The sequence below is a fragment of the Bradyrhizobium sp. SZCCHNR1093 genome (assembly GCF_032381175.1).
In the GTDB taxonomy this organism is placed as follows: domain Bacteria; phylum Pseudomonadota; class Alphaproteobacteria; order Rhizobiales; family Xanthobacteraceae; genus Bradyrhizobium.
In genome coordinates this window covers 104,985-119,600 of sequence record NZ_JAUHJJ010000011.1, presented here as the reverse complement: position 1 = coordinate 119,600, position 14,616 = coordinate 104,985, and the positions used below count along the sequence as shown (strand labels likewise).

14 protein-coding genes and 1 tRNA gene are annotated in these 14,616 nt (G+C 64.9%); 11 read left to right on the top strand and 4 right to left on the bottom strand.

All coding sequences use genetic code 11. The features are described from left to right. Positions 1 to 13: 13 nt before the first annotated feature. Positions 14 to 856 (bottom strand): oxidoreductase, encoded by an 843-nt coding sequence (locus tag QX070_RS27450; protein ID WP_315740282.1) that lies wholly within the window; start codon positions 854 to 856, stop codon positions 14 to 16. Between the two features lie 49 nt (positions 857 to 905). On the opposite strand from QX070_RS27450, the gene QX070_RS27445 reads away from it, so the two are divergent. Continuing rightward, positions 906 to 1,505 (top strand): TetR/AcrR family transcriptional regulator, encoded by a 600-nt coding sequence (locus tag QX070_RS27445; protein WP_315740281.1) that lies wholly within the window; start codon positions 906 to 908, stop codon positions 1,503 to 1,505. Between the two features lie 174 nt (positions 1,506 to 1,679). Here QX070_RS27445 and QX070_RS27440 read toward each other — a convergent pair whose 3' ends face one another. Both QX070_RS27440 and QX070_RS27435 read right to left on the bottom strand, forming a co-directional pair. Further along, entirely contained in the window at positions 1,680 to 2,627 is a 948-nt protein-coding gene (locus QX070_RS27440; protein WP_315740280.1) for a cyclase family protein, read from the bottom strand. Positions 2,628 to 2,855: 228 nt separating this feature from the next. Next, complete coding sequence (locus QX070_RS27435; protein ID WP_315740279.1) at positions 2,856 to 3,746, bottom strand: LysR family transcriptional regulator; 891 nt, start codon at positions 3,744 to 3,746, stop codon at positions 2,856 to 2,858. Between the two features lie 103 nt (positions 3,747 to 3,849). Between QX070_RS27435 and QX070_RS27430 the strand changes: the two genes are divergently transcribed. The 9 genes from QX070_RS27430 to QX070_RS27390 all read left to right on the top strand — a co-directional run bounded on the left by QX070_RS27430 (position 3,850) and on the right by QX070_RS27390 (position 12,048). Further along, positions 3,850 to 4,836: a nitronate monooxygenase gene (locus QX070_RS27430; protein WP_315740278.1), complete on the top strand. Its 987-nt coding sequence runs from the start codon at positions 3,850 to 3,852 to the stop codon at positions 4,834 to 4,836. Between the two features lie 9 nt (positions 4,837 to 4,845). Continuing rightward, on the top strand, positions 4,846 to 5,922 hold the full coding sequence (locus QX070_RS27425; RefSeq protein ID WP_315740277.1) for a nitronate monooxygenase family protein: 1,077 nt from the start codon (positions 4,846 to 4,848) through the stop codon (positions 5,920 to 5,922). A gap of 108 nt (positions 5,923 to 6,030) precedes the next feature. Continuing rightward, complete coding sequence (gene gatC, locus QX070_RS27420; RefSeq protein WP_315740276.1) at positions 6,031 to 6,318, top strand: Asp-tRNA(Asn)/Glu-tRNA(Gln) amidotransferase subunit GatC; 288 nt, start codon at positions 6,031 to 6,033, stop codon at positions 6,316 to 6,318. Positions 6,319 to 6,353: 35 nt separating this feature from the next. After that, on the top strand, positions 6,354 to 6,590 hold the full coding sequence (locus tag QX070_RS27415) for a hypothetical protein (RefSeq protein WP_315740275.1): 237 nt from the start codon (positions 6,354 to 6,356) through the stop codon (positions 6,588 to 6,590). Continuing rightward, positions 6,587 to 8,062 carry an Asp-tRNA(Asn)/Glu-tRNA(Gln) amidotransferase subunit GatA gene (gene gatA, locus QX070_RS27410; protein ID WP_315740274.1) on the top strand — a complete coding sequence of 492 codons (1,476 nt, stop codon included), beginning with the start codon at positions 6,587 to 6,589 and terminating at the stop codon, positions 8,060 to 8,062. The genes QX070_RS27415 and gatA overlap by 4 nt, the downstream gene beginning before the upstream one ends. Next, positions 8,053 to 8,349 carry a hypothetical protein gene (locus QX070_RS27405; RefSeq protein WP_315740273.1) on the top strand — a complete coding sequence of 99 codons (297 nt, stop codon included), beginning with the start codon at positions 8,053 to 8,055 and terminating at the stop codon, positions 8,347 to 8,349. The genes gatA and QX070_RS27405 overlap by 10 nt, the downstream gene beginning before the upstream one ends. 5 nt (positions 8,350 to 8,354) lie before the next feature. Next, the gene (gene gatB / locus QX070_RS27400; RefSeq protein ID WP_315740272.1) at positions 8,355 to 9,833 is read left to right on the top strand and encodes an Asp-tRNA(Asn)/Glu-tRNA(Gln) amidotransferase subunit GatB; all 1,479 of its coding nucleotides are present in this window, start codon (positions 8,355 to 8,357) and stop codon (positions 9,831 to 9,833) included. 1,398 nt (positions 9,834 to 11,231) lie between these two features. Then, positions 11,232 to 11,498 carry a hypothetical protein gene (locus tag QX070_RS27395; RefSeq protein WP_315740271.1) on the top strand — a complete coding sequence of 89 codons (267 nt, stop codon included), beginning with the start codon at positions 11,232 to 11,234 and terminating at the stop codon, positions 11,496 to 11,498. A 196-nt stretch (positions 11,499 to 11,694) separates the two neighbouring features. Continuing rightward, on the top strand, positions 11,695 to 12,048 hold the full coding sequence (locus tag QX070_RS27390) for a hypothetical protein (RefSeq protein WP_315740270.1): 354 nt from the start codon (positions 11,695 to 11,697) through the stop codon (positions 12,046 to 12,048). Positions 12,049 to 12,180: 132 nt separating this feature from the next. Here the strand turns inward: QX070_RS27390 and QX070_RS27385 are convergent. Continuing rightward, a tRNA-Ser gene (locus tag QX070_RS27385) sits at positions 12,181 to 12,274 on the bottom strand. 746 nt (positions 12,275 to 13,020) lie between these two features. Here QX070_RS27385 and QX070_RS27380 point away from each other — a divergent pair. After that, positions 13,021 to 14,550 carry a porin gene (locus QX070_RS27380; RefSeq protein ID WP_315740269.1) on the top strand — a complete coding sequence of 510 codons (1,530 nt, stop codon included), beginning with the start codon at positions 13,021 to 13,023 and terminating at the stop codon, positions 14,548 to 14,550. The last annotated feature ends 66 nt before the right edge of the window (positions 14,551 to 14,616 follow it).

The window sequence follows — 14,616 nt, the reverse complement described above, 5'->3', positions numbered from 1 at the left end:
CGGCTTCGGATCATCAAGCGAAGCTGGTGGAGCGCGAGAGCTTGTTCCAGGCACTCACTTCGGCTTTCATGCCCTCGATCTTCTGCTCGACCAGGGCCAGCGCGTCCTCACCGAGGAACAGCCGTACAGGCGGTTTTTCGGCTTCCACGAGGGCAAGCAATGCCTGTGCGGCCTTCGCGGGATCGCCGGGTTGGTTTCCGCTCTTGGCCAATCGGGCGGCGCGAATCGGATCCATGACGGCGTCGTAGTCGGAAATGCTGCGTGGCGTGCGATCCATGGACCGTCCCGCCCAATCGGTCCGAAACTGACCGGGCGCGAGCGCAATGACGCGGATGCCGAAGGCGGCCACTTCCTTGCCGAGCGCCTCCGAGATGCCCTCCAGCGCGAACTTGCTGCCGCAATAGAAGCTGATCCCGGGCATGGTGATGAAGCCGCCCATGGAGGTCACATTGACGATATGGCCGCGCCGCCTCGCGCGCATCCCCGGCAACACGGCCTTCATCATCGCGACAGGGCCGAACACGTTGGCGGCGAACTGCCGCTGCAGATCGTCGAGCGAGGACTCCTCCAGCGTGCCCTCGTGACCGTAGCCGGCATTGTTCACCAGTACGTCGATCGCGCCAATCTGCTTCTCGGCCTCTGCCACAGCAGCCGGGATTGCATCGAAATCCGTAACGTCGATCACGAGAGGATGAGCCTTGCCCGCTGCAAGCGCGGCAAAAGCCTCGGCATCGCCGACCCTTCGCACGGTCCCGATCACCCGATGGCCGGCGGCAAGCGCGCCCTTTGCGAACGCTCGGCCCAAGCCCGAGCTGACGCCAGTGATGAGGAAAATCTTCGAATCGGCAGCCGCCATCGTACAACTCCGCATGACAAGGTTATCTATATCATGATATAGATACTGCATGGCACGTGGCAAGACCGAACATTCATCCAGTGGCATGAGAGGCGAGCCGCTTCGTCGGCACGTCCTCGATGCCGCAGAGCGGCTTCTTCGTCAGGGCAGGGCCGATTTCTCGATGCGGGACCTTGCCGCTGAGGCGGGGGTCAGCTTCGCGACGCCGTTCAATCAGTTCGGCAACAAGGCCGCGATCATGCAGGCTCTCTCCATACGTCGGATCGACACCATGGAGGTGCGGTACGCCGCCGCGCCACCATCGAGAGATGCGAATACCCGCGTGCTATTGGCTATTGATACGGCGGTGGCAGTGATGTTGGAGAATCCAGACGTGAACCGGACCGTGATGGGATGGCTGGGTGCCGCCCAGGCTTCGCCCGGTCAGACGCTGTCCCGATCCACTGCCTTCTGGGCACTGGCCTTGGGGAAGGGAGAGGGACTGAGGGCCGGCCGGCGAGAACAAGCCCTGCGCTGCCTTCCAGAGCAACTCGCCTTCAGTTTCCGCGGCGTGTTGTCCTTCTGGACTGCGGGCGAATTGTCGGATGCGGCGCTCGCCCCGCGTGCGCGAGACATGGCGAGCGCCTTGTTGCTCGCCTACGTCCATTGACGTCCGATAGGGGCGGCTTGATCGACTGATCCACCGATCCCAGGTCTCTGTCGGCCAGCTTCAGGCGCGCCTGCGGCGGGCTCCTTGTCCAAGGCTTGCTTTCGCAGGACGATTCCCGACTCCTCGTGAGGACGCGGCGCTCCCGGGATGCCCTCACGAGGAGATCGGCGGAGCTTAACGGATCGCGATCGGGTTGATCATGCCCTGGACGCCGCCGCGCCAGCGTGGCTGGCCGAGCACGAACAGGAACTCGTAGCCCTTGTCCTTGGCCAGTTCCGCCGTGTCCATGTTCTCCAGGATGTAGGTCCCGTTCATGGCGAGCAGGATCTGGTGCACCTCGAACAGGTTCGACGACTCGAACGGGATCGCCTCCACCGCCCAGTTGTCGGCGCCGACTGCGACCACACCCTTCGATGTCAGGTATTTGGCGCCTTCGACGCCGAGACCGGGTTCGCCGGCGCCGTAACGCTTATCGTCCTTGCCGATCAAACCAAGCCAGCCGGTGTGGAAGATCACGATATCGCCCTGGCGGATCTCGACGCCCTGCTTCTTGGCAGCTTCCTCGATCTCCTTGACGTTGAACGCCGTGCCTTCCTTGACCACGTCGGTGTTGTAATAGGCGGCCATGTCGAGCAGCACGCCGCGCGCCACCAATGGCGGCACCTTCTCGATGCCGAGCTTCTTCAGGCCGGTCGGATCGGCGAAGTCGAGCAGCTTGTTGCCGTTGTAGTAGACGTGCTCGATGCCGAGATGGCCGAGCCCGTCGATCTGGCTGCCGACGCCGACCCAGCCTTCGACGATGTCGTCATTGTAGGTCGCCTTGTTCGGGCCGAGGCCGGGAATTCCGGCCTGGCCCGGCTGCACCACGGTGATCTTGAACGAACGCGGCGGATAGGCCGGCGTCTTGGAATCGACGATCATGCCGAGTGGGTAGGTCTTGCCGGTCTTCACCAGCGAGGCGGCTTTGACCACGAGCTCCGGCGTGATGTAGTTGGCCGCGCCGATCTCGTCCTGTGGGCCCCATTTCGATTTCGTCCAATCCGGGGTCTTGTCCTGGGCATTGGCCGTCCCGATCGCACCCATCATGGCAATCGAGCAGCACAACACGAACGCGTTGCGCATCGCATTTCCTCCGACATGTTGACGTTTGTTGTGTTTCGCGCTGGCCAGCGCCACATCCTAACGTAGTAGAGGATGGCGCGACAAAATTATTTTCGCGCGCGTGCGCTGCACAGCGCCCGAAAGTCGCATCGGTCGAAATGGCCGCGTTTCATGGTCGAGAACGTCATTTCGCGCAATGGAATGTGACGCTCGCCGGCAACGTTCAGTACAATCTCCGGGTGAATCCGCTCAAGCCGCGATGTCGTGATCCCGGCCGGCGAGGCCGGCCATGAAGGCCGAGAGCGCGCTGCTGCGATGCGCCGCGCGGCGATGGATGAACAGTGTTTCGACCTTTGCATGAACTGCATCGAGCGTGTGCAGGCTGACGCTGCCGATCATCTCGTTGCGCGTCAATACGGCGCGTGGCAACAGCGCGACGCCCATGCCGGCGGTGACGCAGCCGATCATGCCGTCGAGCGTGCCGAGCTCGATGCGCGCTGCCGCGGGCCAGCCGAAATCGTTGAAGACCTGCTCCAGCCGCTGCCGGTAGGTGCAGCCGGCCCTGAACACCAGCGCCGTCGGACCGGACGCCGTTGTCGCCGCACGCAGTGCCGGCAGGCTTTCGAAGCGCCGGGCCGTCACCAGCACCAGCTCTTCCTCGAAGGCGATGATGCCCGAGAGATCGGGATGGTCGATCGGGCCGGCCACGAAGGCACCCTCGAGCGTCCCGTCGAGCACTGCGGCCACCAGCTCGGCAGTTGGCGCCGTGCGCAGGCCGAGGGCGACCGCCGGGAAGCGTCGATGAAAATCCGCGAGCAGCGTCGGCAGCCGCACGGCGGCGGTCGTTTCCATCGAGCCGATCATCAGCGGTCCCTTGGGATCGCCGTCGTCGCGCGCCGCGAGCAGCGCTTCGCGCGACAGCGCCGCGATCCGGTCGGCATAAGGCAGCAGGCGCAGTCCGGCATTGGTCAGGGTCATGCCGCGGCTGTGCCGCTCGAACAATGCGGTGCCGACCTCGGCCTCCAGCGCCTTGATCCGCTGGGTCACGTTGGACTGCACCGTGTTGAGGGCTTCCGCCGCGCGCGTGATACCGCCGGTGCGCGCAACAGCCGCGAAAGTCTGGAGGTCGCTCAGCTCCACGGCCAATCTCCGTTTTGAATCTGCGATGGCTGAGTTCTCAAGTATTCATTTTGAGAGAATGTTAGCCGCGCCTAAACTCGCGTCCAGAGATGAGGAGACTGTGATGCCGCTACGGACGGCGCTGACAGAAGGGCTCGGCATCAGCCATCCGATCCTGCTGGCGCCGATGGATGGGATTGCCGATGCGCGGCTGGTGCGCTCGGTCAGCGGCGCCGGCGGCTTTGGCATTCTGGGCGGCGGCTACGGCAATCGGACGTGGCTCGCGCATGAAATTGCGGAGCTCGAAGGCCTGCGCGCGCCGTTCGGCATCGGCTTCATCACCTGGTCGCTGGCCAAGCAGCCCGATCTGCTCGACATCGCGCTCGCCGCGCGGCCTGCGGCGATCATGCTGTCGTTCGGCGATCCCGCGCGCTTTGCGCCTGATATCAAGTGTGCCGGTGCGCTGCTGATCTGCCAGGTGCAGAGTGAGGTGATGGCGGAGCAGGCGATTGCGGCCGGGGCTGACATCCTGATCGCGCAAGGAACCGAGGCGGGTGGTCATGGCGCGTCGCGGACCACGCTCGATCTCGTGCCGGCGATCGTCGACCTCGCGGCCGGCCGCTTGCCTGTGGTGGCTGCGGGCGGTCTCGCCGATGGCCGCGGCCTTGCGGCGATGCTGATGCTGGGGGCGGAGGGCGTGCTGCTCGGCACGCGCTTTTATGCCAGCCGGGAGGCTGCCGGCGCCGACGAGGCCAAGCGGCGGATCTGCGCGGCAAAATCCGGCGAGACCGTGCGCGGCATCATCTTTGATCTGTCGCGCAACAATGTCTGGCCAGCGCCGTTCACCGGCCGCTGCCTGGTCAACGATCATGCGCGCCGCTGGATGGGACGCGAGGTCGATCTGCTGCAGCAGGTCGAGACCGTCTCGGCCGACTATATGAAGGCACGCGCCAACGGCAATTTCGACATTGCAGCGGTCATCGCCGGCGAGGCGGTCGGTCTGATCCATGATATCCCACCGGCCGGCGAGATCGTCGCGCGCATCGTCAGCGAGGCCGAGCACATTCTTCAGGGACGGCGCAATTCATCCGCCGTCTCAGCCGAGCAATAGGAGCAGACCATGTGGCCCGATCGCCGTTTCGCTGATCTCGTCAAGACCGACCATCCGATCGTGCTCGCCCCGATGGCGGGCGTGGCCGACGCTGAGCTTGCGATCGCTGTGGCCGAAGGCGGCGGGTTGGGGTCGCTGGCGTGTGCGATGATCTCTGCCGACAAGATGCGCGAGCAGGTCAACATCTTCCGCCAGCGCATTGCCGCGCCGATCAATGTGAATTTCTTCTGCCACACCGCGGTCGAGGCCGATGCGATCAGCGAGGCCGGCTGGAGGCGGCGGCTGGCCTCCTACTACCGCGAGTACGGCATCGATCCCGATGCGGAGGTCCAGGCGGCCAATCGCGCGCCGTTCGATGAAGCGATGTGCCTTGCCGTCGAGGAGCTGAAGCCGGAGATCGTCAGCTTCCATTTCGGCCTGCCTGAGCCCGGGCTGCTCGCGCGCGTGAAGGCGACCGGCGCGGTCGTGCTGGCGTCGGCGACCGTCGTGCGCGAGGCGGTCTGGCTGGAGCGGAACGGCGCCGACATCATCATCGCGCAAGGTGCCGAGGCGGGCGGCCATCGCGGCATGTTCTTGACAGACAAGCTCGCCGAGCAGGTCGGCACGTTTGCTCTCGTGCCGCAGATCGTGGACGCCGTGAAGCTGCCGGTGATCGCGGCCGGCGGCATCGCCGATGCGCGCGGCATTGCCGCTGCGTTCGCACTCGGCGCCTCCGGCGTGCAGATCGGCAGCGCTTTTCTGCGCAGTCCCGAATCCAAGGTCAGCGTGCCGGCGCGCGCGGTGCTGGCCGCCGCCAGCGACGAATCGACCGTCATCACCAACGTGATGACCGGTCGGCTCGCCCGCGGCGTCGCCAACCGGGTGATGCGCGAGGTCGGGCCGATCTCGCCGGATGCACCGGCCTTTCCGCATGCGGCGACGGCGCTCGGACCGCTGAAAGCCGCAGCCGAGAAGCAGGGCCGGGTCGATTTCACCAATCTCTGGGCCGGGCAGGCGCTGCCGCTTGGGCGCGAGATGCCGGCGGCCGAACTGACGCGGATGCTGGCCGCACAGGCTCTGGCACGGCTGCGAAGCTTGGCGGGCTGAGGCGTCGGGCAGGGCGCTGCCCCAGGAAAGCCCCGCGGCTGCCGGTTGCGGCGCGAAAGCGGCCTCTGCTATAGGGCGGGTTCACCTTGTCCCGAGAGGTCCTATATAATGTCGGTCGATGCCGCCACCGTCCGCCGGATCGCGCAATTGGCGCGGATCGCTGTCACTGACGCCGAGGTCCCGCATCTGCAGGGCGAGCTGAATGCGATGCTGGCGTTCGTCGAGCAACTGTCGGAGGTCAATGTCGACGGGGTCGAGCCGATGACCTCGGTGACGCCGATGGCGATGAAGAAGCGCGAGGACGTCGTCAATGACGGCGAGATCGCCGACGACATCGTCAAGAACGCGCCGGCGACCGAGAACCATTTCTTCCTGGTGCCGAAGGTCGTGGAATAGTTTCGAACGCCGCAAACCAACGACGAGCCATTCCCATGTGCCTGCTCTGCGACGATGAAGCGGCCTACAAGGCCTATATGGACTATCTCGACGCGATGGAGCGGCAGGGCAAGGCCGCCGATCCGGACAAGGCCGTCAACGAGATCCTCGACCAGCTCGAAGCGGCCGCCAATACCAAGAAAGCCTCCCCTGCGAAGAACAAGTTCTTCGCGGACGACCCGGCCGACGACAAGACGCTTTCTCCTTTCTTCTGCAGCCCGATCAACAAATGACCGATTTGACTTCGCTGACGCTCGCCGATGCCCGCAAGGGGCTCGCGAGCAAGACCTTCACGTCGCTCGAGCTGACCGACGCTCATCTCAAGGCCATTGAGGACGCGCGCGCCCTCAACGCCTTCGTGATGGAGACGCCGGATCAGGCGCGCGCGATGGCGCGCGACGCCGACGCCAGGATCAATAAGGGCGAAGGCGGGCCGCTGGCCGGCATTCCGCTGGGGATCAAGGATCTTTTCGCCACCAAGGACGTCCGCACCACGGCGTGCTCGAAGATCCTCGGCAATTTCGTGCCGCCTTACGAGTCGACCGTGACCTCGCAGCTCTGGCGCGACGGCGCGGTCATGCTCGGCAAGCTCAACAATGACGAGTTCGCCATGGGCTCGTCGAACGAGACCTCGTGCTTCGGCCCGGTCGGCAACCCGTGGCGCCGCGAGGGCTCCAACACCACCTTGGTGCCGGGCGGCTCGTCCGGCGGCTCGGCTTCGGCGGTGGCCGCGCTGCTCTGCATGGGCGCGACCGCAACCGACACCGGCGGCTCGATCCGCCAGCCGGCGGCGTTCACCGCCACCGTCGGCATCAAGCCGACCTATGGCCGCTGCTCGCGCTGGGGCATCGTCGCCTTTGCCTCGTCGCTCGACCAGGCCGGGCCGATCGCGCGCACGACCCGGGATGCGGCGATCCTGCTGCGCTCGATGGCCGGCCACGATCCGAAGGATACGACCTCGGTCGACATCCCCGTGCCGGACTACGAGGCGGCGATCGGCAGGTCGGTGAAGGGCATGAAGATCGGCATTCCCAAGGAGTACCGGCTGGACGGCATGCCGGCCGAGATCGAGAAGCTCTGGAGCGAGGGCGCGGCGTGGCTGAAGGCGGCCGGTGCCGAGCTGGTCGAGGTGTCGCTGCCGCACACCAAATACGCGCTCCCGGCCTATTACATCGTGGCGCCGGCCGAGGCGTCCTCGAACCTCGCCCGCTACGACGGCGTCCGCTATGGCCTGCGCGTGCCGGGGAAGTCCATTGGCGAGATGTACGAGAACACCAGGGCCGAGGGGTTTGGCGCCGAGGTCCGCCGCCGCGTCATGATCGGAACCTATGTGCTGTCGGCCGGCTATTACGACGCCTATTATCTGCGCGCGCAGAAGGTCCGCACCCTCATCAAGAAGGATTTCGAGGACTGCTTCGCCAAGGGCGTCAACGCCGTCCTGACCCCGGCGACACCGTCGGCCGCCTTCGGCATCGGCGAGAAGGGCGGCGCCGATCCGATCGAGATGTATCTCAACGACATCTTCACGGTGACCGTGAACATGGCGGGACTGCCAGGCATCGCCGTGCCCGCCGGCAAGGACAGTCAGGGGCTGCCGCTCGGGCTGCAACTGATCGGCCGTCCGTTCGACGAGGAGACGCTGTTCTCGCTCGGCGAGGTCATCGAGCAGGCGGCGGGACGCTTCACGCCGGTCCGGTGGTGGTAAGCGTCGCCGATTTCAAGACGAGCCTCGCGGGCGACGCGCCCGCGGCCGGACTGTCGCCCGTGCTGACCGGCCTGTGGTGGCTGGCGAAGGGCGACTGGGACCGCTCGCACAAGATCATTCAGGACGAGACCGGCCGCGACGCGGCCTGGGTGCACGCGCATCTGCATCGCGTCGAAGGCGATCTCGGCAATGCCGCCTACTGGTATCGGCAGGCCGGGCAGCCCGTCGCCAAGGATGCATTGGATATCGAATTTGAGCGGATCGTCTCCGCGCTGATGGGGAGTTGAGGGCCATGACGGCAACCAGCGGCAAGCTGATGAAGGGCGCCACCGGCGACTGGGAGGTCGTGATCGGCATGGAGATCCATGCCCAGGTCACCTCGAAGTCGAAGCTGTTCTCGGGCGCCTCGACCGCGTTCGGCGGCGATCCCAACAGCCACGTCTCGCTGGTCGACGTGGCGATGCCGGGCATGCTGCCGGTCATCAACGAGGAGTGCGTGCGGCAGGCCGTGCGCACCGGGCTCGGGCTCAATGCCAAGATCAACCTGCGCTCGGTGTTCGACCGCAAGAACTATTTCTACCCCGACCTGCCGCAGGGCTATCAGATCAGCCAGTACAAGGACCCGATTGTGGGCGAGGGCGAGGTCGCGGTCGAGCTCGACGGCGGCAAGACCGCCACGATCGGCATCGAGCGCCTGCACCTCGAGCAGGATCCCGGGAAGATGCTGCACGACCAGTCGCCGTCGCTGTCCTATATCGACTTCAACCGCTGTGGCGTGGCGCTGATGGAGATCGTCTCCAAGCCGGACATCCGCGATGCCGAGCAGGCCAAGGCCTATGTGAGCAAGCTGCGCTCGATCCTGCGCTATCTCGGCACCTGCGACGGCGACATGGAGAAGGGAAGCCTGCGCGCCGACGTCAACGTCTCCGTGCGCAAGCCGGGCGGCCCGCTCGGCACCCGCTGCGAGATCAAGAACATCAACTCGATCAATTTCATCGGCCAGGCGGTCGAGGCCGAGGCGCGGCGCCAGATCGAGATCATCGAGGACGGCGGCGCGATCGAGCAGGAAACCCGGAGGTTCGATCCCGACAAGGGCGAGACGCGCTCGATGCGGTCCAAGGAGGAGGCGCACGACTACCGTTACTTCCCGGACCCGGACCTGTTGCCGCTCGAGTTCAGCCAGGCCTTCGTCGACGAGCTGAAGGCGGCACTGCCGGAGCTGCCGGATCAGAAGAAGGCGCGCTTCATCGCCGATGTCGGCCTCTCGCCCTATGACGCCTCGGTGCTGGTGGCCGAGCGCGAGAGCGCGGCGTTCTATGAGAGCGTGCTGGAGGCGCTGTCCGACCGGGCGCGCGACGGCAAGCTCGCCGCCAACTGGGTGATCAACGAGCTGTTCGGCCGGCTCAACAAGGAAGGCCGCGACATCGCGTCCGCGCCGGTGTCGGCAAGCCAGCTCGCCGCCATCGTCGCGCTGATCGGCGACGGCACGATCTCCGGCAAGATCGCCAAGGACCTGTTCGAGATCGTCTGGAGCGAGGGCGGCGATCCGCGCGAGCTGGTCGAGAGCCGCGGCATGAAGCAGGTGACCGACCTCGGCGCGATCGAGAAGGTGGTCGACGAGATCATCGCCGCCAATCCGGACAAGGTGGCGCAGGCGAAAGCGAAGCCGCAGCTGGCCGGCTGGTTCGTCGGTCAGGTGATGAAGTCGTCGGGCGGCAAGGCCAATCCGCAGGCGGTCAACGACATCCTGAAGAGCAAGCTCGGCATCTGAAACGGCGATCGCTCGTCTTCGTTCCAGCGGCGCGCACACGGTGCGCGCCGTTTTGTTTGACCCGACGACTTCGCGAATCGCTGCGCGCGATTCGCAAAAAAGCCACCATTGCCGAGCGTTCGAACGCACACGAGGGCGTGTGCAATGAAAATTTTTTCGTTGCCAAAATTTACGACTCAGAGTCCGCGCGCCGCCTTCATCGTGCGAGTCCGCGCCTTGCGATGTGCACGCCGCCGCTTTCGCGCTGTCATGTAGCAGTTCAGAAAATGCTTGCAGCGTAGGCTTTTCCTGCAATGTCTATCAGTAGCGCGCTTGGCGTCGCGCGCAGCCGCGTGCGCGTTTGCGATGTCGAACCTCGCACTGCTTCGCGCGTTGCGTCAGCCGCGTGCGCGCGCGCCTGTCAACACTTCCTTAAGCCGGAAGCTGTTTTTTTTCACTCGTTGGTGTATCGATGAGGAGTGCAGCTCGATTCCCGAGTGCACGCATCGACTAAGCCATCTCACATCGGAGGGCAACATGGCCAAGAAAGCGAAGAAGGCGAAGAAGGCAGTGAAGAAGGTCGCGAAGACCGCGGCGAAGAAGACTGCCAAGAAGACCAAGAAGGTCGCCAAGAAGAAGTAACTCTCGCAGTCCTTGCGAGATGAGTCCGGCAGCTGATGCCGGCACGTCGTTGGAACGCAGGTCGGCATAGCTCCTCGCGAGCCGGGCAGATCTCCTGAAGCTCCAACAGACGATAGAGGGTGTCGGCGAGACATCAGGTCAACGGTCGGATCGAACTCGAGAGCGGCTTCGCTCGCGGTGCGGTCCGGCAGAAGAAACAGGATTTCTTCGTTCGGTGCAGATCGCGTTTCCGGTCTGCAATCTCACGAGCGGCTATCAGCCAGAGTGGGATCTGATCCTGACGTGTTCGCCGACGCCCTCGATCCCTGAGCACCGCGCCTCCGGCGACTGCGTGCCTCCCAGTCTCCCATAGACGAACGACCTTATTAGCAGCTCGGTGCGCGCGTACTCGTGCCGCAGTGCGCTACGCAATCTCCCGCACCCTGTGTCGAGACGTGTCCGGTCCCAGTGCGGCTGTTGACCGCCTGTGTGGTGCGCTCCGCCCTGGCGCGGTGAAGCGCTTTCGCGGATGGTTAGGGGTTTGCCAAACAGAACGGTAAACCGCTCTTTGCCGAGTTGAAGAATCCATTTCGAATCAATGTATTGAAGCCGTCCCGGGAAAATGCGGGGTTCCGCGTTCAGGGCTCGTTCAGCACGATGTTTAAACTGCCTTTCAAACTTGATCGGTCATCCTTCGCGCATAAGCCGCGAGACGGCATGGGGATAACCAGGCGTTGAACAGTTGGACGGGGGCGTGCTCGGGTGACCGGCCGCCTCCTCGGGCGAAGGAGAGCGACGATGTTTCAGGGACAACTCAATTTTGATGATGTGACCACCGCGGAGCAGGGCGCCAGCGGCGATGTCCTGTTCGAGCTCGGCATGCTCTATGCGAGCGGTCGCGACGGTGCGGTCGATCTGATCGCCGCGCACAAATGGTTCAATCTCGCCGCCCTCAGGGGGCGCGTCGACGCCGTGGCAATGCGCCGCGAGGTCGCCGAGCAGATGTCGGATGCCGAGATCGCGACCGCGCAGCGCGAGGCGCGCGCCTGGATGACTGCGCACTGAGCGAGCTAGGCCGCGACTTGGCGGATCTCGCTTTCGGTGCGAACCATGCCGCACGAGCCAGTTCGCCGGCCGCGAACCGGGAGCGCTGGGGTGACCCGCGCTCGATCGTTCATTCTCGTGGGAAGCGGGCCTCGCCGCGCGCCTATGAATCTCCTATCTGTCGTCCGATGTGACGCAGGCAAGCGGGATTGACGGCATGGGCCAGGCACGGCGACAGGCGCGGCGGCAAGAGCTGATCGACTGCCATGACTGCGGCAGCGGCGTCTCCTTCAGCGCAGTGGCGTGCCCGCATTGCGGATCGACCGAGCCGGCCGGGCCCGCGGTGCAGAGCCGGCGGGAGTTGAAGCGTCTGCGGGTCGAGGCCCACAATGACCGCTGCCTCGTCGTGGTGACCGTGCTCTGTGCGGGCCTCGGCGCCATCTACGGTGCCGTGATGGGAGCAGGAGGCGCGGCGTCATGGTGGGCTGCGCTGGGCTATGGCTTCGTCGGCACCGTCATCGGCGTGCCCGCCGCCTTCGTGATCAATATCAGCCGTGGCCTGTTCGATTGAGCCCGCGCGTGATCGCGCGGCAACCGTGATCACGGCGGCCACGGTCCGTTGCGATCCGGCAGGTGCGTGAACGGCTCGGCTTTGATGCGGATGATCAGGGGTAGGGGGCTGCTGGCCGCGCCGACGGGCGGCTGGCGGAGACGGAGGGATTCGAACCCTCGATAGGGCTTTACAACCCTATAACGGTTTAGCAAACCGCCGCCTTCAGCCACTCGGCCACGTCTCCAGCGAGGGTCGGTATGCCCGACGCCGCGCTGAGCCGCAAGCGGCAGATTGCATGCGGTTTCGAAATCCTCACAGGGCTGCGTCTTCGCCGGATCGGCCCCGGACGGTGATCTCCACCGTTGGCGATCGATCCGAGCTGAGCCTGCCGTTTGATCGGACGCGGCACGGCATGGAAGTCGACGGGCGGCGCAGGCCCTCTCGATGGTCCCTGATATAGAGCGTCACCAATATAGAGGGTCGCCTGGAACGACGGGCCGGTGGCAGGGGCGCAGAGGGCATCGTCCTCCGGTCCGATTCTCGTTCAGCGCGTTGGCTGGATTCGTGGCCCCGGTGCCTGACTTGGGGCGGGTTCCTGGCGGGCGAGTGCTCGCGGCCCTGAACACCCAAAATTGCGTTGTGACAAAACGATAACATAAACAGCAAGTTAGGTGTTCCCGCAGAACCACGGTCGCGTGCCTTTTGTGCAACACCAGTCCGAAAAGGCGCCGCCTGGGCGCCGCAATGATGGTTCCTTTGTTGCGTGTGCAAAGGCCTTCGGTAATTCTGCTCGCACGACGAAGGGGGGCATCCCGACGTCGTCCCGTTTAGGTCGTTCGCTCAAGTCCCTCGCGTTCATGCGGGTGTGTCCCATAGCGCGAAGCGGCTGAGCGACGGGTCGAAGAGGGATAACGGTACCAACCCCAAGGGTGTCTCTCACCCAGCGGAGGCGGAACCTTCCCTGACTGAGCAACTTGGAGGTTTAACATTATGAACACGATCAAGAGCCTTGTCCTGGGCTCGGCGGCCGCTCTCGTCGCCATGTCCGGGGCTCAGGCAGCTGACCTTCCGATCAAGGCCAAGGCGGTCGAGTATGTGAAGGTCTGCTCGCTTTACGGCGCTGGCTTCTACTACATCCCCGGCACCGACACCTGCATCAAGCTCGGCGGCTACGTCCGCGCCGAGACCTCGTTCGCCAGCAACGGCCAGTACAACAACGCTGTGAACGGCGTCTCCGGTGGCAACAACCGCCACAGCAACTACTACTACAGCCGCGCTCGTCAGGACCTCAACATCGACACGCGCACCGCGACCGAGTACGGCGTGGTTCGTACCTATGCCGATCTGACGTTCACCTGGACCAGCGGCACCTACGCCGGCTCGGGTTCGGCGACCGGCGCAACCGCCTACTCGACGGCCGGCGCTCCTGGCGCACAGGCCGACGGCAACATCGCGCAGGGTGGCCTGGGCGTGTACTACGCCTTCATCCAGTTCGCTGGCTTCACCATGGGTAAGGCCGTGTCGCAGTTCGACGCGCCCTGGACCAACTACCCGGGCAACAACTTCGACGGCCTGTGGGGCGGCGGCGGCACCGTGACCGGTGTCAACCAGTTCAGCTACACCGCCGACTTCGGCTCGGGCATCACGGCGGCGATCTCGGCGCAGGACGCGACCCAGTACTACACCACTAACCTGTGGAACGTGTCGGGCATCACTGCCGCCAGCATCGTCGGCGGCTCCTACGGCACCAACTCGTTCGGCGGCAACGTTGCTCCGGACATCGTCGGCATGGTCCGCGTCGACCAGGCCTGGGGTCTGTTCCAGGCGTCGTTCGCGGCGCATGACAACCACACCGGCTACTACGGCGCCACCGAGCTCACCGGTCACCCGGCTGACAAGTGGGGCTGGGCGGCTCAGCTGGCCTTGTCGATCAAGAACATCCCGACCGGCCCCGGCGACACCATCAACATCCAGGGCGTCTACACCAACGGTGCGAGCCGTTACAACGCTCAGAGCCTGGTGCCGACCACCTACGCGATGTACGGCGGCAGCAGCACGGCTGGTGTCTACGGCACGCTCGGCTTCGCTGGCGTCAGCGACTCGGTCTTCGTGACCGGCGGTGAGCAGCAGCTGACCACGACCTACGGCTTCCGTGGTGCTTACACCCACAACTGGAGCCCGACCTGGAACTCGGCGATCTACGGTTCGTGGGCTGCCGTGAGCTACAACAACACTGCCAAGGGCCTGATCTGCGGCAGCGCGGCGATGGGTGCGATCGCGGGCGCAGGCTTCACCTGCAACCCCGACTTCAACATCTCCTCGCTCGGCTTGATCACCCGTTGGACCCCGGTCAAGAACCTGACCTTCTCGGCCGACGTGGCCTGGACCAACCTGGACCAGAAGTACTCGGGCAACATCGCGTACCCGGGTTCGGCCACGGTTTCCAAGCCGGCGGCGACCTACCAGCTCAAGGACCAGAACTCGGTGTCCTTGCTGCTCCGCGCTCAGCGCAACTTCTGATCCTGATCGTCTGATCGGGATTCAAGAGCCCCCGGCAGGAAACTGCCGGGGGTTTTTGCTGTTTGT

Coding starts and splice junctions, on each gene's coding strand:
- QX070_RS27395 (WP_315740271.1), top strand. CDS start 11,232: ATGTTTCAGGGACAACTCAATTTTGATGATGTGACCACCGCGGAGCAG.
- QX070_RS27445 (WP_315740281.1), top strand. CDS start 906: ATGGCACGTGGCAAGACCGAACATTCATCCAGTGGCATGAGAGGCGAG.
- QX070_RS27440 (WP_315740280.1), bottom strand. CDS start 2,627: ATGCGCAACGCGTTCGTGTTGTGCTGCTCGATTGCCATGATGGGTGCG.
- QX070_RS27390 (WP_315740270.1), top strand. CDS start 11,695: ATGGGCCAGGCACGGCGACAGGCGCGGCGGCAAGAGCTGATCGACTGC.
- QX070_RS27425 (WP_315740277.1), top strand. CDS start 4,846: ATGTGGCCCGATCGCCGTTTCGCTGATCTCGTCAAGACCGACCATCCG.
- QX070_RS27380 (WP_315740269.1), top strand. CDS start 13,021: ATGAACACGATCAAGAGCCTTGTCCTGGGCTCGGCGGCCGCTCTCGTC.
- QX070_RS27450 (WP_315740282.1), bottom strand. CDS start 856: ATGGCGGCTGCCGATTCGAAGATTTTCCTCATCACTGGCGTCAGCTCG.
- QX070_RS27430 (WP_315740278.1), top strand. CDS start 3,850: ATGCCGCTACGGACGGCGCTGACAGAAGGGCTCGGCATCAGCCATCCG.
- gatA (WP_315740274.1), top strand. CDS start 6,587: ATGACCGATTTGACTTCGCTGACGCTCGCCGATGCCCGCAAGGGGCTC.
- gatC (WP_315740276.1), top strand. CDS start 6,031: ATGTCGGTCGATGCCGCCACCGTCCGCCGGATCGCGCAATTGGCGCGG.
- QX070_RS27415 (WP_315740275.1), top strand. CDS start 6,354: ATGTGCCTGCTCTGCGACGATGAAGCGGCCTACAAGGCCTATATGGAC.
- gatB (WP_315740272.1), top strand. CDS start 8,355: ATGACGGCAACCAGCGGCAAGCTGATGAAGGGCGCCACCGGCGACTGG.